The sequence below is a fragment of the Thiocapsa rosea genome, from assembly GCF_003634315.1.
GTDB lineage: Bacteria > Pseudomonadota > Gammaproteobacteria > Chromatiales > Chromatiaceae > Thiocapsa > Thiocapsa rosea.
On record NZ_RBXL01000001.1, the window covers coordinates 628819 to 654631 of the forward strand.

The following is a 25813-nucleotide window of genomic DNA, read 5'->3' on the forward strand; positions in this document are numbered from 1 at the left end:
ATAGAGGTTGAGGCGACATGGGCGACGGCAGCACAACCGGAGGTTCCGTTTCGGTGATCCAATTGCCCAGGTTTCTGACTGCCCGGTCTTGCGGAGAGACCATTGCGGTTTGTCAGGCGATCCAAGACGAAGAAAGCGATGTGGTCATTGATGCTGCACGATTGCGCTTTGTCGACCCTTTTGGCCTCACCCTACTGGGCGCAACTTTTCAAGAGCTTCAGGGCTGGGGGCAAAGAGTTGTCGTTCACCGCGTGAGCGCCGATGTGGGTAGCTACCTTCAACGAATGGACCTGTTCAGAGGCGTTGATTTACAAGGCTTCACGCCCGCCGGTCAGCGCTGGGACCGGCGAGATTCACTCGTCGAGCTGACGTGTATAGACGATCACACCGCAGCGAGTGACGCCGCGGGGCGGTTGGCGAACGCTTTGATCGGAGCGGTTCCTGGGATAGATCTCAACGAAGAACCGGACGACATGAGCGGTCAGACCGAAGCTACTCGCCTGGGCTCGCCGATCAAGTATGTCTTGAGCGAGTTGCTTGAAAACGCCCTGACACATGCACGACGCGCGGGGTACAAAGGGGCGCGGGTGTGGATCGCTGGTCAGTATTACCAGCGCAACGATCTGTTCAGGCTTGCCGTCACCGACAACGGATGCGGGTTTCTGGGGACCTTGCGTGACCACCCCGATCTGCGACGAAAGACCCACCGCGAGGCGATCCTGACCGCGATGAAGCCAAGGGTGAGCTGCAACCGGGATTTGGGAATCCGGACGGATACCGTCAACGAGGGCGTCGGTTTGACGACCGTTTTGCGCATCGCTCGTGCCGCCGATGGACGGGCGCTGATTGCCAGCGGCGACGCTTACCACAACCCAGCAACGGCCGGTGGCTCTCTGCCGGTCGGCACATTCTGGCAAGGGGTCTCGGTCGCTCTGGAACTGCGGCGTATTAAGCTTGAGACGATAAGGATCGGAAGACTGCTGCCGACACTAGAGGACATGCCTCGTGTACCGATTCGTTTCGAGTAGACAGGCTTTACTTTTCACCGGCTTCGACCCCATTATCGAAACATGAGCATCGAAACACAGCGCACCCGCCTATCACTGCGGGACGGCATCAAGGTTAACTTCGCGGGTTTGCGAGCCGCCGCTGTGCCTGTGCGCGAACAGGCCGCGGAAGCATTGGCACAGGGTCGCGAGGTCGTCTTCGATTTCGCCGGGATCGAAGTGACACAATCCTTTGTCGACGAACTGATCGGCACCCTCATCCTAAGGCATGGCCCCTCAATCCTGGAACGTCTTGTCTTCAAAAGCTGCTCGGATGATGCCCGAGCCATCATCGAGTTCGTCGCGACGGACCGCTGCGACCAGTTCGTCAGTTCCCGCTCTCACTGACCTGCAAGACCGTCTTTGGAGGATGGTTGCGACATCCACGCTCTCGATCTCGGCAATCCCGATGAAAGGGATCGGCACCTTCACATGAACGGGTCGAGTTTTCTCGAGATGACCCATCGCGTTCTTATCCTGTTGTTGACGACGTTTATGCTCGTCGGATGCAGCCGTGCGCCCGAGCTTCCGCGGTTGCCGAGCGACGCGGTGATCCTGGCGTTCGGCGACAGCCTCACGCGCGGTACCGGGGCAGGCAGCGGCGAGGGTTTCGCGGAGGTTTTGGCGGTGCTGGGCGGTCGCGAGGTCGTGAACGCGGGCGTGCCGGGGGAGGAAAGCGACGCCGGTCTCGCTCGCCTGCCTAGAATACTCGACGTCGTGCAGCCGGACCTGGTGATCCTCGGTCACGGCGGCAACGACATGCTGCGCCGACGCGACCTGGAGCAGACCAAGGCCAATCTCCGGCAGATGGTCATGTTTGCGCGTGACCGGGGCGCGTCGGTCGTGCTGCTCGGCATCCCGAAGCCGGGGTTGTTCCTCGGCACCCATCCACTCTATCGGGAGCTGGCGGACGATCTCGAAATCCCGCTCGAGGACAAGGTGCTGGCCGATGTCCTCGCCGACCGTGACTTGAAAGCGGATCAGATCCATCCTAACGCGGCCGGCTATCGGCAGGTCGCCGAGGCGGTTCACCGGCTCTTGAAGGACGCCGGGGCGCTCTGAGACGACACGACGTGTCCTTCGCATCAAAGGCTAAACCGCGTCCAGAGCGACATGCGTCATCTTCATGTTGTGTTTGGCTTCGGAGATGTCCTTGATCTCGGCGAGACGCGGCTAAAAATTTAAGATTTTTTAATAGCTTAAACGGCGCACCCTCCGACAGTTACCGGAGCCGGCGCGGCCAATCCAATCCAACAAACTACACATATCGCACCGGGCGCGGTTTAAGGTGCGAGCCGCTCGATCCTCCAGGACCCGTCGCCTTCGCGGCTGTAGAGAAAACGGTCGTGCAGCCGACTCTCGCGCCCTTGCCAGAACTCGATCCGGCTCGGGACGATGCGATAGCCGCCCCAAAAATCCGGGAGCGGGATCTCCCCGTGCGCAAACCTCTGCTTCATCTCCGCGACCTTGGCCTCGAGCAACGACCGCGAGGTAATCACCTGACTCTGCGGCGAGGACCAGGCGCCGATCTGGCTGCCGCGCGGTCGGGTGGCGAAGTAACGCAGCGATTCCGTGGTCGGGATACGCTCCGCGCGTCCCGTGATCTGGACCTGCCGCGCCAACGCCACCCAGGGGAAGAGTGCCGCGACTTGCGGGTTGCGGTCGATCTGCCGGGCCTTGCGGCTTTCGAAGTTGGTGAAAAAAACGAACCCCTCGCGGTCGAAGAGCTTGAGCAGCACGGTGCGGACGTAGGGCTGACCGCCCTCGTCCACCGTGCAGAGGCTCATGGCGTTGGGTTCCGGCAGCGCCGTCTCGATCGCGGCGGTGTACCACTGCTCGAACAAGCGGATCGGATCCGGATCGAGACTGCCCCGCGAGAGGCCCTTCTCCATCGCTTCTGTCCTGAATGCGTCGGCGTTCATTGGGAGTTATCAAAAACAATAAAGAAAATTAGGATAATTGCCTCGCCAAATGGTCGAAGCCCCGGTAGTTTCTCGGTTTAAGACCGAGTAGGACGGTCAAACATCTGCAAACCTGAAGGGCACACCACTGATACCCGACAGGGCGACCCGGCAATTCGGGTCGAGCGGATCGGCTAAAAGACTCAATGGGAGCACCACCATGACCCGCCAAGAACAGATCCAAGCCCTGAAGCAAGACTGGGCCGAAAACCCCCGCTGGACCGACGTAACCCGTGGCTACTCCGCCGAAGATGTCGTGCGTCTGCGCGGCTCGGTTCAACCTGAGCAAACCTATGCCAAGCGCGGCGCCGAGAAGCTGTGGAAGCTGGTTCACGGCGAGGCGAAGAAGGGCTACGTCAACTGCATGGGCGCCCTCACCGGTGGTCAGGCGATGCAGCAAGCCAAGGCCGGAATCGAGGCGATCTATTTGTCGGGTTGGCAGGTCGCCGCGGACGGCAACACCTCCGAGACCATGTATCCGGACCAGTCACTCTACGCCTACGACTCTGTCCCCACTATGGTGCGGCGCATCAACAACGCCTTCAAGCGTGCCGACGAGATCCAATGGTCCAAGGGCATCGAACAGGGTGATGCGGGCTACATCGACTACTTCCTGCCGATCGTGGCAGATGCCGAAGCCGGCTTCGGCGGCGTACTCAACGCTTTCGAGCTGATGAAGAACATGATCGCCGCGGGCGCCTCCGGGGTGCACTTCGAGGACCAGCTCGCCGCGGTCAAGAAGTGCGGCCATATGGGCGGCAAGGTACTGGTGCCGACCCGCGATGCGGTGCAGAAGCTGGTCGCCGCGCGGCTCGCAGCCGACGTCATGGGTGTCTCGACCCTGCTCTTGGCCCGCACCGATGCCGAGGCCGCGAACCTCCTGACCTCCGATGTCGACGACAACGACCGTCCGTTCGTGACCGGCGCACGCACCGACGACGGCTTTTACATGGTCCGCAATGGTCTGGAGCAGGCCATCAGCCGCGGTCTGGCCTATGCGCCTTACGCCGACCTGGTCTGGTGCGAGACCGGCACCCCGGATCTGGGCTTCGCCCGCGAGTTCGCACAAGCCGTCCTCGCTCAGAACCCCAACAAGCTGCTGGCCTACAACTGCTCGCCGTCCTTCAACTGGAAGAAGAACCTCGACGATGCCACCATCGCCAAGTTCCAGGACGAGCTCGCCGCCATGGGCTACAAGTACCAGTTCATCACCCTGGCCGGCATCCACAGCATGTGGTTCAACATGTACGATCTCGCCTACGACTACGCCCGCGGCGAAGGCATGCGCCACTATGTCGAGAAGGTGCAGGCTCCCGAGTTCGCTGCGCGCGAGAAGGGCTATACCTTCGTCTCGCACCAGCAGGAGGTCGGCGCCGGCTACTTCGACGACGTCACCACGACCATTCAAGGCGGTGCATCCTCGGTGACGGCCCTGACCGGCTCGACCGAAGAGGCACAGTTCTGAGCAGACCTCACCTGAGCAGACCTCAGTCCCGCCCCGAGTCCGAGCCCGGACTCGGGGCTGCAAGCGCCATCGGTCGGTGATCCGGCCGATCCAAATCGACCGGCGGAGCGACAAACTCCGCCGGTCTTTTTGTTGTGCCTCCGCAATCGCTCCATTCAGATCGCTGTCGTCTGTCATAGCGCCCGTGATAGAGTGAGCGGAAGAAAACCATCTCGCCTTTCGTGTGTACCGCTGCGAAGCTAGGGTCCATACCGCAACCTCCCCCGAATGATTCGCACACAGGCGCAAAGATCGCCGATCGGACTGGTCGCGCTCGTTCTAGGTCTGGCGCTGGCCCTGCATCTCGCCTATCAGCTTTCGCACGGCATTCCGGCACGCGTTCTGATTGCGCAGGAGGCATCAGCGCAGGCGCTGTTGCTGCGACTTGCCTCCCGGCTTGCGACGGAGTCGTCCGAGGGCAGCCCAAATGCCGCAGAGCAGATCCTCGCCCCGGAGAGAACGCAGCCTTACGTCCTCGCGCTCGGCCACCTTGACCTTGATCCACAGCACACCGACCGACCGGACGGCGGCGCATCAGCATCCGAAGCGGACTCACCAGCAACACTCGCAGGCGCGTCCCTCGCGATCCCGCCAGAGCTCATCGGCGCGGCCGTCGCATCGCCGATGGACACGCAGTTCGAAATCCGGACAGCGCCCAAGCGCCTGCTCGGCGTCATCAGCGCCGGCCGCACGGAACACACAAGCAGTCCCGACAAGGATCCCGCGACACCGCCCGAAGCCCCTCTGGTCTATCTCGTCTTGGATCTCGCCGCAGCCGAGCACGCAGAGCGGCTCCGTCTGCTGTCATGGGCCGGTGTCTTGCCTTGGGCCCTGTCGATACTCTTCGCCTTGGGGCTGGCCGTACTCCTGAACCGCGATCCGGGCGCGTCGTCCCGAACCGCGTCCGAGCCGAATGCGTGCGACGCAGATCCGAGCGCGGACGGCGGGTCAGACCCCGTTGACGAACGCATCGACAGCCTCGATCCCATCCTCGACATCGCTGCCGTCCTCTTGGTCGGAATGGATTCGCAAGGGCGCGTCCAGCTCGTCAACCGCAAGTGCTGCGAGGTCTTGGGCCTCGACCGCGAGCAGATTGTCGGACGTGACTGGGCCGACTCGTTCGTGCCCGAACGCGAGCGCGAGCAGACACGCAAGATCCTGGCGCGTATCACGAACGACCACGCCGATGCCTTAGTCGCGGTCGAGGGCACGCTCCTCTGCGCCGACGGCTCGGAGCGTCTGATCGAGTGGAACAACAGCCGCATCCGAGACCCTGCCGGACGGGTCATCGGCGGGCTGGGCTCGGGCACCGATATCACCGAGCGCAAACAGGCGGAGCGAGCACTCTCGTACCTGGTCACTCTGGAAACCGTTCTGGTCGAGACATCGCGCTCCTTGGTGGCCGCCCCCGCCGATGCCGTCGGCCCGCTGGTCGAGAATGCCCTGGGGACCATCGCACGACGCATGGGTGCCGAGCGGGCTTATGTCTTCGTCCTGAGCCGCGACGGCACGACCATGCGCAATACCCAGGAATGGACGGCGAGCGGTCTGGGGCTTGCAGACGCCGGGGCACCGCCGGTCCCGACATCGCTCATTCCACGCTGGATGGAGACCCTGCAGCACGGCGACGACATCCGGATCGACGACGTGACCAAGCTCCCGGAGACCTGGCGTGTCGACCGCGAGCAGCTCGAGCAGCTCGAGGTCCGATCCGTGGCCGCGGTCGCCATTCGCGTGGCCGGTCGGATCGGCGGATTCGTCGCCATGGAGATGCTCAGCGACACGCGCAGCTGGCGCGACTCGGAGATGCGCGCACTGGGCTTTCTCGGCGACCTGATCGGCGGTGCCTTCGAGCGGCGTCGCAACGAGCAGAAGCTGCTCGACAGCCGACGGCGACTCGAAGAAATTGCCCTCTACGACCCCTTGACACGGCTGCCGAACCGGCGGCTCTTGGCCGAACGCATGGACGAGGCGGTGGTGCGTGCCCGCGAGCAAGGTCTCTTGCTCGGGGTCTGTTATCTGGACCTCGACGGCTTCAAACCCATCAACGACACCCACGGGCACAAGATGGGCGACCGGGTGCTGGTGACGGTCGCCAGCCGACTACGCGGATGCGTGCGCGAGGACGACACGGTGGCCCGGCTCGGCGGGGACGAGTTCGTGCTTCTGATGAACCACATGGAGTCTCTGTCGGACTGCGCCGCGCTTCTGGAACGCGTGCTCGCCGCGCTCGCCCAACCCATTCTGATCGACGGCCATTCGCTCGCCGTCACCGGGAGTGCCGGCGTGACACTCTTCCCGCAGGACGCAGGCGATGCAGACACCCTCCTGCGTCACGCCGATCACGCGATGTATCAGGCCAAGCAGCAGGGACGCAATCGCTACCAGTTCTTCAAGGCGGTCAAGGACCAACCCGATCAAGTCCACAGGCTCGAGCTGGTCCGAATCCGAGAGGCGATCGAAGGCAACGAGCTGAGACTGCACGTCCAACCGCGCGTCGACATGCGCTCCGGGCAGGTCGTCGGCGTGGAGGCATTGGTCCGGTGGCAGCATCCCGAGCGCGGACTCTTGCCGCCGGGGGAGTTCCTGCCTCTGATGGAGGGCGACGAGCTTCTCCATGACCTCGACGGGTGGGTGATGGATCGCGCGCTCGCACTCTTGGCACAGTGGCAGGAGGCCGGGCTGGATCTGACGATGAGCCTCAATCTCTCGGCTTGCTCGCTGCAGGACACCGGATTCGTGGCGGCCCTGCAGGAGGTGTTGGCGCGCTATCCGTCCATCGACCCGGCGCGCCTGTTGTTCGAGATCATCGAGTCCGAGGCACTGCGCGATATCGAAACCACCGCATCGGTCATCCGAGCATGCGCCGTGCTCGGCGTTCACTTCGCCCTGGACGGATTCGGCAACGGCTATGCGTCCTTGACCGATTTTCGCTGTCTTCCGGCCCAGGTCGTCAAGATCGATCAGACCGTGGTCCGCGACATCCTACGTTCACGCGACGGACGCAGTCTGGTCAAGGGCGTGATCGGGATCGCCAACGCCTTCCAGCGCGAGGTGATTGCAGAGGGTGTGGAATCCGCTGCGCATGGCTTGTTGCTGATGGATCTGGGCTGCACCCTGGCGCAAGGCTACGGGATTGCAGACCCCATGCCCCCGGAGCGGCTCGCATCCTGGATCGAGGGCTTCCGTCCTCCGCAACTCTGGAGTCACCGCCCCGAGGTGGATTGGTCGACCGAAGATCTCGCGCTCCTGAGCCTCGAGGCGATCCATCGCGACTGGGTCAATCGCCTGGTCCGCCACATCTCGACCGACACCGCAACCCGAGCGCCGGAGCTCCACCCCGACCTGTGCGACTTCGGGCGTTGGTACCTGGGGAACGGCCAAGCGCGTTACGGCGAGATGCCGAGCTTCCGCGCGCTCGACGCCCTGCACCGACAGGTCCATCGACAGGCCGAGCAGCTGCTCGCGCTCGATCGCCTCGATCGCGAGGCGCTGGGCGATCCGATCGCGAAACTGCTGCAGAAGCGCAACGACGTGGTCGCCGGGATCCGATTGTTCCAGGCCGAAGTCCTCGGGCACACCAGAGAACGGGATCCTCTAAAGCCGAAGGCCTAGCCCTGCTGCATGAGGATCCGCAGATCCATGAGCGCAGCGTTCGCCTTCGCAATGTAGGAGGCCAAGTCGCTGTCCGAAACACTGGCGCTTAAACGCACGCCGAAATGGCCGAGGCGTTTCTCGACCGATTGACTCTGGGAACGGGTGAAATCATTCCGCAGCGCGCGCACGAAGTCACGAAGCGCCATCAGGTTGCCGCATTCCCAGCTCTGGGTGTTGTCGAGAAAGACGCCCGGCGGCGAGCGATCGTTGTAGAGAAACCCACCCGGCTTCGTCAGGAGCGCATCGCCGATCCCGACCGCCATCGTCACCGTATGGACGCCCGAGATTGCATCGCCGGCCGGCTCGCAGAGTTCGGCTAGCGCGGCCGCGGCACCATCCAACCCGGTTGGATGAATGGACCAGTAGACGCCCAAGGACACCAGGACGAGGCCGACAAGGCCGAGTAACCCCGAGGCCGTACGCCATCCGGCTCGGTGCAGGCCGGGTGTCGGTGCTCGGCAACAGCGTGCCGGTCTCATGGGGCGGGGTCGATCGTGGATTGCGCATGTGCGTTTCCCGAATCAATTCGATATATCATAACATTATCATTTTCTAATATTGTTGACATTAAGGAATCGCAGATCCTCGCGTAAAGACAACCTGTTCGAGGGATTCAGCCTACAGGCGGCGGCCCCGTTCCTGCTGCATGCGAAGGTTTGATCGACTTGACGATGACGGTCGTCCGCAGGCTCGCCGGCCGGGTGATGCCCGCGACGGCCGGATCTAAACCGCGTCGGCTCCGACAGTTGTCGGAGCCGACGCGGCCAAGCCAATCCAACACACGACGCATATGGCACCGGGCGCGGTTTCGGTTCAACGCTCGATCAGGTACACCTCGACACGCCGATTGCGCTGCCGCGCCTCGGCATTCCGGCCCTCGTCGATGGGTCGAGTCTCCCCTATCCCGACGATCTCGATGCGTTCGGCGCCGATACCCCTCGCAGCCAAGACATCCTTGACCGCGCGGGCGCGTTCCTGCGAAAGCGTCAGGTTCCGGGTTGCGCTGCCGGAACGATCCGTATGACCTTCGACACGGGCCACTAGGCGATCATGTCGCTTGAGGACCTCGGCGATCGCCTCGAGTCCCTCGGAACGCCCCGACGCAAGCGCACTTTCGCCGACCGGGAAACGCAACTCCGATTCGGTCAATGTCACTAAATGGCCGCGCTCGGTTAAACGCGCGCCGAGACGCGCAAGGTCATCCTTCAACCGGTTCGCGAAGGCTGCGTCATTCACGTCAGCCCGGGCGCTGTCGGCCGCAGGCGTTGCACGGGGCTCGGCGAGCATCTCGGCCAGATGGTCTTTTTGCTCCGAAACGACGAGTGCGAACGCCGCTTGCTGCTCCGCTACCGCAACCAGGTCCTGTTCCAGACGTTGGATCCTGGCCTCGGCATCGCCCAGACGCCCATCCAGTGAACCCGGCTCGACTTCGGCATCCGTCCCGACGGACGTCGAGACAGTCCCGTCGGACCCGGCGAAGTCGAGCGTTGCAAGGATCTCGCTCGGCGGCTCGGCCGGCAGTGTCTGAGGCCCGCGCAGATAGGCCAACAGAAGCCCTGCCGCGAACGAGAGAATCAGAAAAACAAAGGCATAGATCGGATTCGATTTCACCGCGGGGGCGACGTCGGACATGGTGGTTCCTCGAGTACGAAATCGGTTCGGAGACTCGGCGACCGAGAAGGATCGGTCGACTCGGAGGCATCGGGACATCGAAACGACGGATTCGCAAATCCGTCGCCCCGCGCCCGCCGCTGACCTCAATGACCGGGCACGCAGATCCCGTTGCGTCGTACCGCAATGGCGGTGCGTGCCAACAACAAGGCGACGATTCCGGTCAGCAGGGTCACAAGGCCGAGCCCGAGATAGCGGTAGATGTCCTGTCCCGTGCGCTCGAACATCAAGAGACTTGCAATACCGATTGCCGCCAGGGGAAAGGAGTAGGCCCACCAGGAGAGGAAAAACCCGAGTTTCAGAAATCGGTTTGCCTGCGTGAACAACAGCAAGGTCAGAAACAGACCGATGAAATAGAGCACCCGCGCAAAGGCATCGAGCTCACCGACAAGCCGTGAATAGGCAATGAACCCGACGGCGGGCGGCGCGATCAGGATAAAAAGCGTCGGCATCAAGCGCTCTTCGATCGGATGATGAAACAGCACCCGGTAAAAGATGATCGTCATCAGGATCAGCCAGAAGAGCATTCCGGTACTGAAGAAGAACCATGAAATATCTTGATACCCCAAAGGCACTCCCGCCACAGGCACCAAGACGTTCCCGACCGCCGGAATGAACCAGGCCGGATTCATATGATGCACCTGAAAGTGCTCGTGATGGATCCAGACGTTCACGACATAGAGTGTAAAGACCAAATGAAGCGCCGTCCCCGCCATCCAGAGTGCCCGACTCACGTCGTTCATGACGGGTAAAAAGGCGATGGACAGCAGGAGCAGACTGATCGAGATGGTCGGAAAAAAATTGAGCTTCACCGGATGGCGTAGCTCTTGGATCACGGCATGCCGATACAGGGCGAGCTTCGCCGTATACAGCAGCATCAAGACAATGAAGAGCGTGCTCGTCACGCCGATCAACCAGGGGGTGATACCCAAGTCGAGTGCGAGGACCATCTGAGCCTTCTCCCAGCCAATGGTGAGGCCCGACAGGCCCATCACCATCGCGAAGAAGGAGATCGGAAAGTGCTGCAACCGACCGGGTTGCCGATGTGGAGTCTCCATCATCCTCCCGACATCCTCGCTCAAAGCGCCCACGGCATCGGCATGAACAAGAGAACGGCGAGCATGGTCGTCGTCGCGAGCACCGGGGCCCACAACCAATAAGGCGTGGTTGCTGTTGTGGTGCCTGTCGAGCGTGTCGCGGTCCGGGTCTGCTGGGTCATGGTCTGGCTCCGATGGTGCTTCGAGCAGCATCGCCGAGCGCATCGGTCTTCGCGACCGAGGCACCCGAGGTCTGCTCGGGGAATGAGGTTGATGCGCAGTCTAGGCATCGCTCTGATGCGATGCATTGATAAATCTCAGACTAGACAGCTCGGGTTTATACCCTTGCTCGTGACTCCGGCAATCGTGGCACGTGGCGCAGAGCGCCACGGGGCATGCGTGACACCGCGGAGCAGTGTCACGAGCCCCTAGGCGTCACGAGCCCCTAAAGGTTGAGGTGGCCGCTCGATTGCGCCGAAAATACGCGTGCGCTCGGTTATACTCGGCGCTCCGCCGACAAACCCGCCCATACCCCCTCATGCCCATAGAGTCACCATCCGCGTCGCACGAATTCAAGACCGCTGACCTCTCCGATCGATACGACGCGCATGCTCGCATCTGCGATCCGATCTTCCGTGATTTCGGCGGCCGGACCCGCTTTTGCGGGCCGGTCGTGACGGTCAAGTGCTTCGAAGACAACTCTCCGGTGAAGTCGACCCTGGCCGAGCCAGGCCACGGCCGCATCCTTGTGGTCGATGCCGGCGGCTCCATGCGCTGTGCGATGCTCGGCGACCTGATCGCCGCCGGTGCCGTGGAGCAAGGCTGGGCCGGGGTCATCCTCTACGGATGCATCCGCGACAGTCGCGACATCGGCGCCATGCCGTTGGGGGTCAAGGCATTGGGGACACATCCACGCAAGAGTCTCAGGCGCGGCGAAGGGCAACGGGACATCCCGGTCACGTTCGCCGGCGTGCGCTTCGCCCCGGGTGATCAGGTCTACTGCGACGAAGACGGTATCCTGGTCGCCGACGGGCCGCTGGATCTCGATTAAACCGCGCCGGCTCCAGCCGTCGTCAAGTCTGCCGGGGCCCATCCCATCCAAAAACATCACATACCGCGCTGGGCGCGGTTTAACCGGGACACCACCCGGCGACGCTCAATCCGGATAGGTACAGCGAGGGAAGACCATGGCGTGGACCGAGGCGAAACAGATTGCCGAGGCGATGCTCGACGGATTCGGGCGTCATTATCGGCTGTTCCGCGAGATCACCGGCGGGGCGCGGGAGCGTTTTGAAACGGCGGATTGGCCGGCGGTGCAGGCTGCAGCGCGCGAGCGGATCAGCTACTACGACGCGCGAGTCGGCGAGACGGTCGCCCTGCTGCGCCGCGAGTTTCATCTGCGCGACCCGACCGACATCCTGTGGCGCCGCGTGAAGATCGAGTACATGCGCCTCCTGCCGCTGCATCACCAACCCGAGCTGGCCGAGACCTATTACAACTCGGTGTTCTGCCGGCTCTTCGATCGGCGCTACTACAACAACAGCTACATCTTCGTGTGGCCGATGATCTCGACCGAGCACCTCGAGGCCGAGATCCCGATCTTTCGCCCCTACTACCCGGCGCGCGACGGCTTCGCCCGGGTGATCGCCCGCATCCTCGGCGACATGGGTTTTCAGCGCCCCTTCCGAAATCGCCGGCATGACATCCGCTGTCTGATGCGCGCCGTGCGCGACCGCTTCCCGCGCAGGCGCGCGCTGCACCAGAACTTCCAGCTTGCCGTCCTCTCCGAGCCCTTCTACCGCAACAAGGCCGCCTACATCATCGGCAAGGCCATCAACGGGGCGGCCCAGATCCCGTTCGCGATCCCGATCCTCAACGACGAGGGACACGAGGGAGCACCCGGAGGACTCTATGTCGACACCCTGCTCTCGGGCGGGGACGAGATCTCGGATGTCTTCAGCTTCTCGCGCGCCTATTTCATGGTCGACACCGAGGTGCCGGCCGCCGTCGTCGATTTCCTGCGACCCTTGATGCCGCACAAGGGGAAGGCGGAACTCTATACCGCCATCGGCCTGCAGAAGTTCGGCAAGGCGGAGTTCTATCGCGACTTCCTCAAGCATTTGAGGTATTCGGCCGACGACTTCGTCATTGCCCCCGGCATCCGCGGGATGGTGATGTGCGTCTTCACCCTTCCCTCGTTTCCTTTCGTCTTCAAGGTCATCAAGGATCGGTTCCCTCCGCCGAAGGAGATGACTCGCGAGACCGTCAAAGAAAAATACCAGTTGGTCAAGTTGCACGACCGCGTCGGGCGGATGGCCGACTCCTGGGAGTATTCGCACGTCGCCTTTCCGCGTCACCGCTTTTCGGCCGCCCTCATCGAGATGCTGGAGACCGACTGCGCAACGAGTCTGGAGTCCGACGGCGATCAGCTCATCATCAAGCACCTTTACATCGAGCGACGCATGTCGCCGCTGAATCTCTATCTGCACACGGCCGACGACGAGGACATCCGCCACGCGATCGGCGAATACGGCGACGCCATCAAGCAGCTCGCTGCGGCCAACATCTTCCCGGGTGATTTCCTCTTCAAGAACTTCGGCGTGACGCGTCAGGGTCGCGTCGTCTTCTACGACTACGACGAACTCTGTTACCTGACCGAGTGCCACTTTCGGGAGATTCCGCCCGCGCCCTACCCCGAGATGGAGATGGCCGAAGAGGTCTGGTACAGCGCGGGGCCGAACGACGTCTTCCCCGAGGAGTTCGAGACCTTCCTGCTGACCGACCCGCGCATCCGCAAGGTCTTCCGGGAGCTGCACAGCGAGCTGTTCGACCCGGCCTGGTGGCGGGCGCGTCAGGAGCACATCAGGGCAGGCCACCTGGAAGACGTCTTTCCCTATGCCGAAGAGCGGCGTTTCGATTGCCCCGACAGAGTCACACCCGATCGAAACAGTTAAACCGCGCCCGGTGCGACATGCGTAATGTGTTGGAATGGCTTGGCCGCGCCAGCCCCGACGACTGTCGGAGCTGGCGCGGTTTAAAGTCTTAGAAAATATTGAATTCTAAACCGCGTCCCCGCTAAGAGCAGTGGATGCAGCAAACGTCGAACTCACTGGAAAATAAGCATCTCGCTCTGGACGCGGTGTAGGAGCAGTTCAAAAGCAAGTCAAACAACTCGACGAGAGAACACCTTTGCCAGGGTTGTCGTTATCGTTGTCGTTGTCGTTGTCGTTGTCGTAATCGAGAACGACAACGACAACGATTGGATTCGGTGCTCGACTTATTTCCGACACCGGACTCAGGAACCTCCGCAATCGCCGAACATCTCAAGCAAAGGCGCCGTGTCGCCCGAGCCGCACCAAAATAAGGGGAACCGGAAAGCGCACCCGCCGCTCGGTAGCCCCGTTGGACCACAGAGGAGACTGGAACGATGAAGACGCCTTCGATCGGGATCCACCGCTTGGCCTGGAGCCTGCTTCTGTTCGGCACGCTCGCCGCAGCCGCAAGCGACGGACCCGCCGAGCTGGGCCCCGGGATGCAGAACCCCGGGTATCACGAGCAGCCGGAGTGGTTCAAGGTGTCCTTTCTGGATCTCCGCGAGGACGTCGCCGAGGCCACCGTGCAGGACAAACGCCTGATCCTCTACTTCTATCAGGACGGCTGCCCCTACTGCGCCAAGCTGTTGCAGGAGAACCTCGCCGATCAGTCGATTGCCCGTCTGATGCAGGCGAGCTTCGATGTCGTCGCCATCAATCTCTGGGGTGACCGCGAGGTGACCGGCCTGTCAGGCGAGTCCACCACGGAGAAACAACTCGGAGCCGATCTGAGGGTTCAGTTCACACCCACGATGCTGTTGCTCGACGAGGCCGGGCAGGTCGTTCTGCGGATCAACGGCTACTTCCCGCCCCATCGCTTCAAGGCCGCGCTCGCCTATGTCGCCGAGCGGCGCGAGCAGGTCGGCGAGTCATTCGCAGACTATGCCGCCGGACTCGATTCCGCCGAGGCCAAGGGCACACTGCACACCCGGGGGGGCTTCCTGACCGCCCCATTCCGGCTTGCCGACAACCGCGATGCCTCCATGCGTCCTCTAGTGGTGATGTTCGAGCAGCCCACCTGCCGAGACTGCGACGAGCTGCACGAGGACATCCTCGAGCGCGAGCCGGTCGTCTACTCGCTGAGCGCCTTCGACGGGGTGATCCTGGATACCTATTCACGCGACCCCGTCCAGACAGTCGACGGACGCGAGATCCCGATCCGCGACTGGGCCGCGGAGCTCGGCATCAAGTACACACCCAGCCTGGTGTTCTTCGATGCCGCCGGGCGCGAGGTCTTCCGCACCGAGGGTTACTTCAAGGCATTCCACATCCACGGCGCCTTGGACTATGTCGCCACAGGTGCCTATCTGTGGGAGCCGAGCTTCCAGCGCTATCTTGCCGCGCGCCGCGAAGCGTTGAGCGCGCTCGGGGTCGAGGCCGATCTGATGGATTAAACCGCGCCCAGCGCGGTATGCGATGCTGTTGGATGGGATCGGCCCCGGCAGATTTGACGACCGCCGGAGTCGGCGCGGGGTTCGGTGGACTTCGCTCTCGCTCGTCCACCCTACCCGCCTCGCTCGCCCATCCTACAGCGCTTGTCCTACCGCCCGCGTCCTCCGCCGCCCCCGCCGCCGCCTCCGGAGGAGCCGCCGCCACCGCCCGAGCTGCTGCCGGGCGGTGTCGCGGAGGAGGCAATTTGGCGACTGAGGGTCTGGCCGAGCGACCGACTCATGCGGGAAAGATCCCCCGCGGTGCTGCGGCCTCGGTACCAGTGTATGGCCCCCGCGGCGGCCGCCGCGGCCGCGGCGCCGACGGCAAGGGTGAATTTGCGGGTCCATGCCTCTTCGACATCCAGGGCCAGCGCATACGGCAAGAGCGCCTCGTAGCGTTCGGCATCCAGCAGGGGCGGCGCATCGCTGCCCGGTCCGGGGAGCGCCTTCAACTCGTCGCGCTCGGCGACACTCAGGTAAAGCTTCAAACCCTCGATCCGGTCGAGCAACCGTCGCCCCTCGGTGGTCGGGGCCTTCAGCAGCCAAGCAAAGAGGACATGGGCACCGAAGGCAAGCCCGAACAGAACGAGCATGGCCGGTACCCCGTCTCCGCCCGCGACCATCCAGGCCAAAACGCCGTAGAGCACGGAGAAGGCGATCCCTATGCCGAGCTTGCCGCCGTTGACGAGAAAAAAGCGCGGGCTATAGAGCTGCGCGAGGCTCTGCGTGTGTCCGCTCTGCGCCGGGCCGACCCGATCCGCCTGCGTGTTGGTCAGCACCAGCTGATCGCCCTTGGCGAAGAGCAGCCTCAGCAGGGTCGCTTGACTCGGCGTGAGCGTTGCCGGATCGGCGCCGCGCAAACGCTCGAGCCGCCACGTGTCGCGCCAGCCGGCCTTTTCCTGATGGATCACCACATGGCCCTTCACGGCCGTCTCGACTAAATCGGCGGCAAAACAGCGGTGGTCGTAGCCCATCCGGCTCAGATAGCGCAGACCCGCGGGTGAATGTCCGTCGGGTGGTCGGTAGTGCGGAAAGATCGGGCCGGCCTGCGGGTCGCGCCCGACGCGCCACCAGGTCGTGCCGTAATAGACGAGCAGGAGGACGAGCCCGACCAGGGCGACCAACACCCCGCGATTGTCGTACAGCAGCCAGCCGAGGCGCCGGGCATCCGTCGGCTCCGCGATCAGACCTTTCGGGAAGCCTGCAACGATCGTCAGACCCTCGCCGACACCGAGGGGTCTTGTCGTCGCAAAGCGGATCTCGTCGGGCGAGACGACCTCGGCGACCAGGTCTCGACCGACAGCGCCCTGAAGCCCCGTATAGCCCTCGGCCGAGAGGTCCGCGACCGGGGCATCGGCCGGAAGACGCACCGTGGCGCTCGCCGCGAGGATCGGAAAGATCCAACCGGTGCCGGTGACGTTCCAGTAGAGCTCGTCGTGCCCGTCGAAGAACCCGAGCTGGCGGGTCGTGCGATAGCGAATGCGGTAGGTATAGGTCGCCGGGACGGCGAGGAGATCGTCGTTGCCGGTGTTTATCTCCACGCCGTTGGAGACGCGCTCGATGAAATGAGGCTCCGGTTTGCCGTCGCGTTCCACGCCGAACAGCTCGAAACCGACCCGGACCTGGTTACCGAGGCGGTCGCGATAGCGGGTCGGAAACTCGCGCACGATGCCGCGGCGAATCTCGCGGCCCTCGGCGCGAATGGCGATGGTCTCGGTCACGTCGAGGCTGCCGTCGGGCTGAATCCAGAGATCGCTGTGGAAGGAGAGGATCTCCTCCGCAGCACCGGCCTGAGTGCCGATCGCGAGCAGAAGCAGGGGGAGGAGCAGGAAACCGAGGAGCGATCGCCCCCTCGGCGTCGCCCATGCCTGCATCCGGGACAAGGCGGTGCGCCCGGCAACCTGAACGGGAAGGCCGTCGATCATGTCTCGTCCTCGAGTCGCGGTGCTGCGCGCTCGGACGCGCGGGCCAGATAGAATTCGGCCGACGCAAATCCGAACAGCCGGGCGATCAGCAGATCCGGCACCTTTTGAATGCCGTCGTTCAACTCGCGCACCGCGCCGTTGTAAAAACGGCGGGCGTATTGGAGATGCTCCTCGACATCGACGAGATCGCGCTGAAGGCGCAGGAAATTCTCGCTCGCCTTGAGATCCGGATAGGCCTCCTCGAGCAGGATCAACCGACCGAGCGACTGCTCCAGCGCCGCCTCCAGGGTCGCCAGCTCGGCGGGACTTTCCGTCTCCACCGCACGGGTGCGCAGCGCCGCGACGGCCGTGAAGAGTGTCTGCTCATGCGCCGCATAACCGCGCACCGCCTCGACCAACATCGGGATCAGGTCGTGACGCCGAACGAGCTGAACATCGATATCGCTCCAGGCCGCACGGACGCGATTGCGCAGGCGCACCAAGCGATTGAAGATCCAGAGACCCCAGACGAGCGGGATCAGCAGAAGTGCCGTGAACCCGTAAACCATGTGCCGAGACTCCTCTCGAGCGATGCCGACGATGCGCCATCCGTAACCGGACTCAGGGCCGACCGGACGCGCCCAGCTCGAACATCGGCTTGCTCTCTGGCCCCACTTCGTGAAGGGCCGGGTTGAGGCGCCGCAGGTCGAGCGTCGGCTTGACCTTGAGCGACAACAGCGACGGATCCAGATATTTTTTCATCAGGCGTCGCGCCTGGCCCAAGTCACGCGTCCCGCGCAGGGTCCGGACCTGATTCAAGGCCACCTGCGTCGGCGCAGTCCCGCCGTTGCGGCGGTAATAGGTAATCACCGCCTCGGTGTAGTTGAGCGTCTCAAGATAGGTCACCTGGCTGTTGGTGCGATCGACCACGCCTTCGCCGGCGTTGTAGGCCATGATGACCCGACCGTAGTCGTTGTTGTATTTGCGCAGGAGACGCTTGAGGTGACGTGTGCCGGTGTCGAGGTTGATCTTGGGGTCGAAGAGATCGGCGAGAGAGGTCACTCCGTAGTCCGCCGCCGTCGGCGGCATCAACTGCATCAGCCCGACCGCGCCGGCGCGCGAGACCGCGTGGGCATTGTAGTTCGACTCCGCCGCGACCACCGCGCGGACCAATTCCTCCTCGACCCCATGTCGACGGGCGACCGCAGGGATCATGGCGATGACCTCCGCTCGGCTCGGACGCGGTCCGCTCGGCGCCACCGGCAATGCCGGCCTGGCGGGAGCGGCCTTGGCTGGCTTTAGGGTGTCGGCCTCGCTCTTGGCTGATTCCGTTCCGGCCTGCGGCGTCTCGGCACCCTCCCTCGAGGTGGATTGACCGGCCACGCTGCCCCAAGAGACAAGCGGCATAAAGGCCAGCGCCAGAAACGCCAGGCGTCGGACCCGCTTTGGATCGGCACCGAAGGATGTCATGACCCCTCCACCACTGAGGTTGGCAAGGCGGCGCCCGTCGAACCGGAGTGAGCGACCCGGGACGCATGACCCGCAGGACGGAGCCGCTTGACGAGCAGTGGCTCCAGAAGATCCGCCACCTCCTCGATGCCGGTCGGCTCTACGGCAGGCGGTCGATCGGCGGTGCGCAACGCATGGATGGCCTCGGCGAGGTGTCCCGCCAGAAGATCCTCCCGCGTGATCTCGCGTGTCGGCATCCGCTCTGCCAGCCAGGGTATCAGGGCGGCTTCCTCCGGCCAATCGCCGCGTCTGACATAGAGCACGGGGATCCGGTTGACGGCGGCCTCGGAATAGCTGCCGTAGCCGGGCTTGCACAACATGAAATCGCAGGAGGACATGACGTCGGGCACGCGCAGTCCCAGGGAGGAGATCGCGGTCGCATCGCGCCTCGGCCCCGCGGGTAGATCCTGAGCCAACCAATGGACCTGATCCTGCTCGGGCCACACCGCGAGCGGATCGAACCCCTCGAAGCCACCGAACTGCATCAGGGCGAAGGGGCGATCGGCGGACACGCCGCAGCGTGCCCGCAATTCTTCCCGACGATCCGGATAACGGCTCGCGATGGGGCCGACATCGATCGCATTGGGCAGCCACGACATAGCCATCGAGGGGGCCGGTCGGATGAAGCGCTCGGCCGCGGCATAGACCGCCCGCATCCGCGCCATCACAGGTGCGGGGACCTGATCGGCAACCGGGCTCTCGCGCAGGATGTCGTACCAGTTGAGCGAGCACAGCGCCACCGCCGGGATGCCCGCCCGCCGCGCCGCATCGAGCGGCAGCCAGGGCACATCGGCCAAGACCAGGTCAGGCGCCTCGCGGCGCAGCAGTGAAGTCTCGCGCTCGAGCCGCCGTTCGTAGTCGGCCTCGAAATCCGCATATCGGATCAGGCTTTCCGACCAGCGGGTGCCGAGCGGACCGTCCATGAGCAGGCCGATATCCGTCGCCTCCTGGATCTGCGTAAACCCGGGCGGCAGTCGGCTGCGCGCAAAGCCCGGATCGATGTCGCTCTGCAGGGTGATCCGCAGACCGCGCAAACGCCGCGCCAGCTCATGAACCACCGGCGCCGCCTGCGCCAGGTGCCCGTAACCGTGGGCGGTCACGGCAAGGAAGAGATGGGACATGCAAGCGCCTCCGGTTCGCTTCGGGCTCGCGTTAAACCGCGCCCAGCGCGATATGCGATGGTTTTGGATGGGATCGGCCCCGGCAGACTTGACGACCGTTGGCGTCGGCGCGGTTTAAGAGATTAAAAAATATACCATTCTAAACCGCGTCCCCGATAAGGGTTGTGAAGGCACCAAACGTCGCACTCACTCGAAAATCAGCATCTGGCTCTGGACGCGGTTTAGGTCTCGACCTGCTCGGACGCCGCCGCAGGTCGGCCGAGCCGCTGCCCGAGTCGAACCTTGCGTCCCGGCACAAGCGTCTCGTCCAACCGCACCCGACCGGGCTCGAAGAGCAGAATCACGGTCGAGCCCAGATTGAAGCGACCCATCTCGGCGCCGCGCTCGAGCCGGACCGAGTCGACTCCGGTGCCCGCATGCGAGCCCCGACCCCCGTCTCGTGCAGGCGTCACCTCGCCGGCCCAGACGGTCTCGATCCCGCCGACAAAGATGGCCCCGACGAGGACCATCGCCATCGCACCGACGTCGGTCTCGAATCGGCAGGCCACCCGCTCGTTGCGGGCGAACAGACGCGGCACCAGATCCGCCGTGACGTTGTTCACGCTGAACAGCCGTCCCGGGATGTGGTGCATCCAGGCGAGATCGCCGCCGAGCGGCATGTGGATGCGGTGGTAATCGCTCGGCGCCAGATAGATGGTCACGAAGGTGCCGCCGTCGAAGACACGTGCCCGCTCGGAGTCTCCCCCGAGGAGCTCTTCGACACTGTAATCCCGACCTTTCGCCTGGATCACACGGCCCGCGGTGATCCGACCGCTTTGACTGATCGTACCGTCAACGGGGCTTACGACCGCCAGCGGGTCCGGATCAAGCGGCCGCACGTCGGGTCTCAGCGCACGCGTGAAGAAGGCGTTGAAGTGCACATAGGCCCTCGCGTTCGACTCTGCCGCCTCGGCCATATCGATCCTGTAGAGACGCAGGACAATCGCGATCAACAGATCCTTGAGCGGACGCCACCGAACGCGCGCCAGCCGATACATCAGGGCCGACAACGGGTGCTGAGGAATAATATGCTGCAGGGCGACGAAAAGCCGCGCCCCCACGCCCCGTAAGGGTTCCGTCATGGTGTCTCCGGCAATAAGAGTTCCGAGCCGGCGTGGATGGCCTTTAGATCGTCGGCCATTTGTGCAGCGCCTTCCGTCTCGGGAAGGAAGGCAAGCACATATCCACCCGGTGCAACGACGAAGATCGCCGGTGTCTCCGCGCTGCCGAGGCCGATGTCGGCCCGAAGACGCTCGATCTGCTCGGCGTCGCCGCCGAGTAATTTCAGCGCAGGCAAGAGACCGGCGAAATCCCGGGAAAGGTTCGGATCATCACCCGTGGTGACGAGAACCAAGCGCAGTTGTTTGCGCAAGGCGCGCTCGTCGGCCACCCGGTTGTAGACATCGATCAGACGCTGGACGGCGAGTTGTCCCGAGGCGCGCGACAGATCGCCGAAGGCGAGCAGGGTCCAACCTTGCGACAGATCCTCTTGGCTGTAGGTACGGCCTAGGGCCTCGCGCAGCTCGAAATCCGGCAGGCTCGCGGGCGGGCGGATCAGCAACCCGCCGATCACCGGAGATGCGGCGCTGCGGCGCTGGTACTGATTCCCCCACTGGTAGGCCAAGACGAACAGCGAAATGGCAGCGAGGATCAAGACCAGGCGGATCCAGAGAGGGTGTCGGTTCCGCAGGAACATCTCAGGCAATCGCCTCGTGTGCATACGCCGGATCTGCGTCGGTCGACACGGGTTTCGCGTCGATCGGGGAACGGCCCGGGACCCAGTGTACGGACCGGCGCGGCAGCGAGTGGACATCGCGGCGATGCGACCCCACCCTTGCATCTAGCGAAGAACGCGCAAACCCGACCATCCCACCGAAAAGAGTGCTGCCGGCAGCGTGGACAAGCGACGTAGGGTGGACAAGCGCAGCGCAGTCCAGCAGGGCCGGACTCCCTGGACTCCGCCCTCGCTCGTCCATACCACCCGCTCGTGCGAGCAAGGCATTCGGGCGGGGCGTCACGGATAACATCATGATCGGGATGGAAGCGGAACCGAGTCGCGGTCGGGGTCGCGAATCATCATGATTCGGACCCGAGGATGGGGCCAGTATACGGGTCGCCTCGCCCGAGGCTCAAGCCAATGCCGCTCATGACCAATCCGATTGTCGAGCGGATCGTCGAAACCGAATCACACGAGGTTACTATGGGTCATAAGATCGAGAAGACAGATCTCGAATGGCGTGAAACCTTGACGCCCGAACAATATCGCGTCTGTCGGGAGAAAGGCACCGAGCCGGCCTACACAGGGCAGTATCACGCATCCAAGGATCCCGGCATCTACCGCTGCACCTGCTGCGGCGAGCCGCTGTTCAACGCGAGCGAGAAATTCGATTCCGGCTCGGGTTGGCCGAGCTTTTGGCAGCCGACCTCACCGGATGCCGTCGCGACCGAGGACGACGTCAGCTACGGCATGCGCCGCACCGAGGTCATCTGCAACAGCTGCGGCGCCCATCTCGGACATGTCTTTCCGGACGGGCCGAGACCGACAGGACTCAGATACTGCATCAATTCGGTCTCCTTGGCGTTCGAGCCCGAAGCCTGATCGCGGCGGCGGCAGATCAACGCGGGCTGATCGAATCGACGGCGGTACCCCAGACGCCGAGCTGCTTCGTCCGAGCGATACGCTCCATCGCGTGATATTCGAACGGCGCACCCGGGAGTGCGAGCGCCCAGCCGCGCTGGATGAGATAGGCGGCCAAGTCCTCGCCCGGGCTCAGCCCGGTGCGATCGACGTGGCAGATCGCTTGAATGCGTCCGGCCTCGGATCGGCCGCGCGGCTCGCAGCTCACGAACCCCCTGACGCGGAAATCGAGCGCGAGTGTGCTGCGCGGCGCACAGCGGACGGGGCGCTCCCACCGACGGCACTGGCGCTCGGTCTGCGGAAGATAGATCCCGAAAAGCTCGATCGACTGCCCCTTGATCGAGAATGAGCCGTCGTCCTCGACGATCGGGATTCCAACGATCTCGCGGGGTCCGGCCGCGAAGGCCGGAACACCTGAAAGCAACGCCATAAGCAGCGCACCGGTGAAGGCCGCGCCCGACAAACGGCCTATTCCCCGTCGCCGACTCGGCGAGTCTCGGCGGGCCACCCGGTCAGCGCTCGCCCGTCGTGGCGCCCTGCGCAGACCCGCTCGCCGGCGACGTCCCGGAGGCTGCTCCCTCGGCGGATGCCTCGGGAACGACGCTGCTGCCCGGATCGACCGGATTCAACATCTCCGGAATGATTTCCCCTCCGTTTGAGCCGGGGCCGGTGCCGAGCATGCCGGATTTCGCACTCTTGCCGGGAAACTCGAACCGCATCTCCGGCCAGATGGCGAGCCCCTTCGCCGCCGACACTGTACCGCCGGTCGCCTCGTTCATGGCGGTGCCGCTCAGCGCGGTGCGCACGATCATATCGCTCTGACCGGTGATCCCGGCGAGCCGGCCGGTTCCGCCCGTAAGCGTGAAGGTGCCCTTACAGGAGCCGGGCTCGCCGTTGCAGGTGAACTCGGCGTAGACCGAGTCACCGGTCGGACTCTCGATGGTGCAGAAGCCGTGACTCTCGAGCTGGTTGCTCAGGACATGGATGATCTGGGTCGAGGGACAGGTGAAGAGCGCCGCATCCAAGAGTCCTTCGCCGTGCTCGATGTACATGATGCCCTCGAAGGTGCCGATGAATTGGAGCTTGTCCACGGCAATCTGAAAAAGCTGACCGTTCGCCTCCCAGGGTGCAAGAATCTTGGCGGTTCCCTGCTCCGCAACGGCGTTCTGAGCCAGCGGCAGGGCCAAGGCAACGAGCAGGGTCATCTGGATCGGTCTAAACATAATGTCTCCGGAATACGTTGATCGAGCTCGCCCGAACGGTCCCGCCAGTTTAACCTAGATCCGGCAGTTGAACGGCCCCTGGAGTGCGTCGCGCGTGGTGTCCGGCAAGGCGCGACGAGGCGCCGTAGTGGTTCTACGACAACGCGTTGCAGCGCAGTCGGACGCCGCGTGGGGCGTGCTCCAGGGGCCGTAGCGGCCATCACCCGGCAGGTGAGCCGTCAAACGACCAAGATCACCAACGACGTCAGAGCCTTGCTTGCAGCACGAAGCGCTCAACTGCCGGATCTAAACCGCGTCCAGAGCGACATGCGTCATTTTCATGTTGCGTTTGGCTTGGGAGATCTCATCGAAAAACATCGCAGACCGCGCCGGGCGCGGTTTAACATCGGGCCTTGGCAGTCGATGTCGAGCGGGAGACGAAGCGGCGTGCGGATGGTGTATTTGACCGCGTTGAGCGAGGTTTGGCGATGACCCACGGCACAACCTCCGAGACCTTGCTGCTGGGCTGGCGTGAATGGATCGCCCTCCCGGAGCTGGGGTTGAGCCTCGTCAAGGCCAAGGTGGACACGGGGGCGCGCACCTCGACCCTCCATGCCTTCTATGTCGACGGCTTCCATCGAGGCCGCGAGCGTTACGTCCGCTTCGGCGTGCATCCGCTGCAGAAGCGCACCGATGTCGTGCTCCACGGCGAGGCGCTGGTCATCGACCAACGGCGGGTCACGGACTCCGGCGGCCACCGCGAAGATCGCTACATTATCCGCAGCCGGCTCATGCTGGCCGGACAAGACTGGCCGATCGAGATCACCCTGACCAACCGCGAGACCATGCTGTTTCGGATGTTGCTCGGTCGTACTGCGCTTGCCGGCCGCGCCCGAGTCGATCCGGCGTGCTCCTTTCTAACCGGGCGGGTGGCCCGGCCGCGGGAGCACTACGATTGACGCGTTTAAACCGCGCCCGGTGCGGTATGCGTAATGTGTTGAAATGGCTTGGCGGCGCCAGCTCCGACGCTAAGCACAAAGCGAAAACGACGTATTTCGCTCCGGACGCGGTTTAGGTCGGTAGCCGGTCGGTCGGCGTCTCTCCCATCGCTTCCCAATCGAAACGCGGCAGGTGATCGAAGACACTGCGGATGCCCTCGTTCCAGCTGCGCGAGAGCGTGCGCAACGCCGGTGAATCGGCGGTCAGCTTGAGCCGATGCGTCAGCGTCAGGCTGTCCTTGGCATAGATGGCGACCTCGAACGGCGGACCGACCGTCATGTTCGAGCGCGAGGTCGCATCCAAAGAGACCACGCACAGACGCGCTCCGTTCTCCAACGACAGCCCGGGCTCGGCGATGCGATCCAGTGCCGGCTTGCCGTATTTGGTCTCGCCGATCTGCAGGTAGGGCGTCTGGGGCGAGGCCGCAAAATAGTTGCCCTGCGGGTAGATCATATAAAGACCGTGTGGCTGACCGGCAATCTGGCCCCCCAGAATGAGCGTGGTCTCGGCGCTGACGCCGCTCTGACGCAGTGCCGGGGAATGATCGCGCTGCACGCCGACGCTGACCCGCCCGACATAATCCGCCGCCTCGAAGAGATAACGCGCGCTCAAGAGGTCGATTCGAGATCGCTCGTGGTCTCGATCCTCGAGGATCCGTGCGTCGCGCGGCTGGTCCAGATCACGTCGGATGCGGTTGAGCACCTCCTGCGTGGTCGCCAGGTTGCCCGCGGACATGAGGATGAAGATTCGGTCCTGCGCAGGTTGGAAGACGTGCAGCTTGCTGAAGGTGGTGACATAGTCGACGCCGGCGTTGGTGCGGGAGTCGGCGGCCATCACAAGGCCCTCGTCGAGGGCGAGTCCGAGGCAGTAGGTCATGATGTATCGTGTCTGTATGGTCGATGTCGGGTGGTCGATGTCGGGCGGTCGATGCCGGGTGGTCGCGCGGCCGCGATCGGTTGCGTGGGTTGCGGCGCGCGTCCGAAGGCCGGCTTGCGAGACAGCC

At 63.7% G+C, this 25813-nt stretch carries 24 protein-coding genes; 10 read left to right on the plus strand and 14 right to left on the minus strand.

The genetic code is table 11. The features are described from left to right. Nucleotides 1-17 precede the first annotated feature (17 nt). The 3 genes from BDD21_RS28190 to BDD21_RS02760 all read left to right on the plus strand — a co-directional run bounded on the left by BDD21_RS28190 (nucleotide 18) and on the right by BDD21_RS02760 (nucleotide 2108). Nucleotides 18-1028 (plus strand): ATP-binding protein, encoded by a 1011-nt coding sequence (locus tag BDD21_RS28190; protein ID WP_211334961.1) that lies wholly within the window; start codon nucleotides 18-20, stop codon nucleotides 1026-1028. Nucleotides 1029-1070: 42 nt separating this feature from the next. Continuing rightward, nucleotides 1071-1394, plus strand: a complete 324-nt coding sequence (locus BDD21_RS02755; protein ID WP_120795845.1) for an STAS-like domain-containing protein — start codon at nucleotides 1071-1073, stop codon at nucleotides 1392-1394. Between the two features lie 108 nt (nucleotides 1395-1502). Continuing rightward, nucleotides 1503-2108, plus strand: coding sequence for an arylesterase (locus tag BDD21_RS02760; RefSeq protein WP_170164916.1), 606 nt, complete (start codon nucleotides 1503-1505; stop codon nucleotides 2106-2108). Between the two features lie 221 nt (nucleotides 2109-2329). Here the strand turns inward: BDD21_RS02760 and pdxH are convergent, their stop codons facing one another. Beyond that, complete coding sequence (gene pdxH / locus BDD21_RS02765; RefSeq protein ID WP_120795847.1) at nucleotides 2330-2968, minus strand: pyridoxamine 5'-phosphate oxidase; 639 nt, start codon at nucleotides 2966-2968, stop codon at nucleotides 2330-2332. Between the two features lie 199 nt (nucleotides 2969-3167). On the opposite strand from pdxH, the gene aceA reads away from it, so the two are divergent. Together aceA and BDD21_RS02775 are read left to right on the plus strand one after the other, a co-directional pair. Then, complete coding sequence (aceA, locus tag BDD21_RS02770; RefSeq protein WP_120795848.1) at nucleotides 3168-4472, plus strand: isocitrate lyase; 1305 nt, start codon at nucleotides 3168-3170, stop codon at nucleotides 4470-4472. A gap of 267 nt (nucleotides 4473-4739) precedes the next feature. Further along, nucleotides 4740-8126, plus strand: a complete 3387-nt coding sequence (locus BDD21_RS02775) for an EAL domain-containing protein (protein ID WP_120795849.1) — start codon at nucleotides 4740-4742, stop codon at nucleotides 8124-8126. On the opposite strand, the gene BDD21_RS28480 is transcribed toward BDD21_RS02775, so the two are convergent. The 4 genes from BDD21_RS28480 to BDD21_RS27705 form a co-directional block, all read right to left on the minus strand. Next, nucleotides 8123-8647, minus strand: coding sequence for a DUF2333 family protein (locus BDD21_RS28480; RefSeq protein WP_245969373.1), 525 nt, complete (start codon nucleotides 8645-8647; stop codon nucleotides 8123-8125). The two genes, BDD21_RS02775 and BDD21_RS28480, sit on opposite strands and share 4 nt — an antisense overlap. Before the next feature lie 334 nt (nucleotides 8648-8981). Next, nucleotides 8982-9800: an OmpA family protein gene (locus BDD21_RS02785; protein ID WP_170164673.1), complete on the minus strand. Its 819-nt coding sequence runs from the start codon at nucleotides 9798-9800 to the stop codon at nucleotides 8982-8984. Between the two features lie 125 nt (nucleotides 9801-9925). Beyond that, nucleotides 9926-10897 (minus strand): SLAC1 anion channel family protein, encoded by a 972-nt coding sequence (locus tag BDD21_RS02790; protein ID WP_120799707.1) that lies wholly within the window; start codon nucleotides 10895-10897, stop codon nucleotides 9926-9928. Between the two features lie 20 nt (nucleotides 10898-10917). Then, nucleotides 10918-11058, minus strand: coding sequence for a hypothetical protein (locus tag BDD21_RS27705; RefSeq protein ID WP_170164674.1), 141 nt, complete (start codon nucleotides 11056-11058; stop codon nucleotides 10918-10920). Nucleotides 11059-11414: 356 nt separating this feature from the next. On the opposite strand from BDD21_RS27705, the gene rraA reads away from it, so the two are divergent. The 3 genes from rraA to BDD21_RS02805 all read left to right on the plus strand — a co-directional run bounded on the left by rraA (nucleotide 11415) and on the right by BDD21_RS02805 (nucleotide 15362). Further along, complete coding sequence (gene rraA, locus BDD21_RS02795) at nucleotides 11415-11927, plus strand: ribonuclease E activity regulator RraA (protein WP_120795851.1); 513 nt, start codon at nucleotides 11415-11417, stop codon at nucleotides 11925-11927. 136 nt (nucleotides 11928-12063) lie between these two features. Next, nucleotides 12064-13830: a bifunctional isocitrate dehydrogenase kinase/phosphatase gene (gene aceK / locus BDD21_RS02800; RefSeq protein WP_120795852.1), complete on the plus strand. Its 1767-nt coding sequence runs from the start codon at nucleotides 12064-12066 to the stop codon at nucleotides 13828-13830. A 473-nt stretch (nucleotides 13831-14303) separates the two neighbouring features. Further along, entirely contained in the window at nucleotides 14304-15362 is a 1059-nt protein-coding gene (locus BDD21_RS02805) for a thioredoxin family protein (protein WP_120795853.1), read from the plus strand. Nucleotides 15363-15508: 146 nt separating this feature from the next. Here the strand turns inward: BDD21_RS02805 and BDD21_RS02810 are convergent, their stop codons facing one another. The 6 genes from BDD21_RS02810 to BDD21_RS02835 form a co-directional block, all read right to left on the minus strand. After that, nucleotides 15509-17323 (minus strand): DUF2207 domain-containing protein, encoded by a 1815-nt coding sequence (locus BDD21_RS02810; protein ID WP_120795854.1) that lies wholly within the window; start codon nucleotides 17321-17323, stop codon nucleotides 15509-15511. Beyond that, the gene (locus tag BDD21_RS02815; RefSeq protein WP_120795855.1) at nucleotides 17320-17871 is read right to left on the minus strand and encodes a LemA family protein; all 552 of its coding nucleotides are present in this window, start codon (nucleotides 17869-17871) and stop codon (nucleotides 17320-17322) included. The genes BDD21_RS02810 and BDD21_RS02815 overlap by 4 nt, the downstream gene beginning before the upstream one ends. A gap of 52 nt (nucleotides 17872-17923) precedes the next feature. After that, complete coding sequence (locus tag BDD21_RS02820) at nucleotides 17924-18772, minus strand: lytic transglycosylase domain-containing protein (protein ID WP_120795856.1); 849 nt, start codon at nucleotides 18770-18772, stop codon at nucleotides 17924-17926. Continuing rightward, the gene (locus BDD21_RS02825; RefSeq protein ID WP_120795857.1) at nucleotides 18769-19932 is read right to left on the minus strand and encodes a glycosyltransferase family protein; all 1164 of its coding nucleotides are present in this window, start codon (nucleotides 19930-19932) and stop codon (nucleotides 18769-18771) included. The genes BDD21_RS02820 and BDD21_RS02825 overlap by 4 nt, the downstream gene beginning before the upstream one ends. Nucleotides 19933-20153: 221 nt before the next feature. Beyond that, nucleotides 20154-21053, minus strand: coding sequence for an archaetidylserine decarboxylase (asd, locus tag BDD21_RS02830; protein WP_120795858.1), 900 nt, complete (start codon nucleotides 21051-21053; stop codon nucleotides 20154-20156). Continuing rightward, on the minus strand, nucleotides 21050-21667 hold the full coding sequence (locus BDD21_RS02835; protein ID WP_120795859.1) for an SCO family protein: 618 nt from the start codon (nucleotides 21665-21667) through the stop codon (nucleotides 21050-21052). Before BDD21_RS02835 ends, asd begins: the two co-directional genes overlap by 4 nt. A 504-nt stretch (nucleotides 21668-22171) precedes the next feature. Here BDD21_RS02835 and msrB point away from each other — a divergent pair. Beyond that, nucleotides 22172-22570, plus strand: coding sequence for a peptide-methionine (R)-S-oxide reductase MsrB (gene msrB / locus BDD21_RS02840; protein ID WP_120799708.1), 399 nt, complete (start codon nucleotides 22172-22174; stop codon nucleotides 22568-22570). A gap of 16 nt (nucleotides 22571-22586) precedes the next feature. Here the strand turns inward: msrB and BDD21_RS02845 are convergent, their stop codons facing one another. Both BDD21_RS02845 and BDD21_RS02850 read right to left on the minus strand, forming a co-directional pair. Next, the gene (locus BDD21_RS02845) at nucleotides 22587-23039 is read right to left on the minus strand and encodes a thermonuclease family protein (RefSeq protein ID WP_120799709.1); all 453 of its coding nucleotides are present in this window, start codon (nucleotides 23037-23039) and stop codon (nucleotides 22587-22589) included. An 82-nt stretch (nucleotides 23040-23121) separates the two neighbouring features. Further along, the gene (locus tag BDD21_RS02850) at nucleotides 23122-23832 is read right to left on the minus strand and encodes a hypothetical protein (RefSeq protein WP_245969375.1); all 711 of its coding nucleotides are present in this window, start codon (nucleotides 23830-23832) and stop codon (nucleotides 23122-23124) included. Nucleotides 23833-24299: 467 nt separating this feature from the next. Here BDD21_RS02850 and BDD21_RS02855 point away from each other — a divergent pair, with 467 nt between their 5' ends. Next, the gene (locus BDD21_RS02855) at nucleotides 24300-24770 is read left to right on the plus strand and encodes an ATP-dependent zinc protease family protein (protein WP_120795860.1); all 471 of its coding nucleotides are present in this window, start codon (nucleotides 24300-24302) and stop codon (nucleotides 24768-24770) included. Between the two features lie 112 nt (nucleotides 24771-24882). On the opposite strand, the gene BDD21_RS02860 is transcribed toward BDD21_RS02855, so the two are convergent. Beyond that, nucleotides 24883-25686: a proteasome-type protease gene (locus tag BDD21_RS02860; protein ID WP_120795861.1), complete on the minus strand. Its 804-nt coding sequence runs from the start codon at nucleotides 25684-25686 to the stop codon at nucleotides 24883-24885. Nucleotides 25687-25813 lie beyond the last annotated feature (127 nt).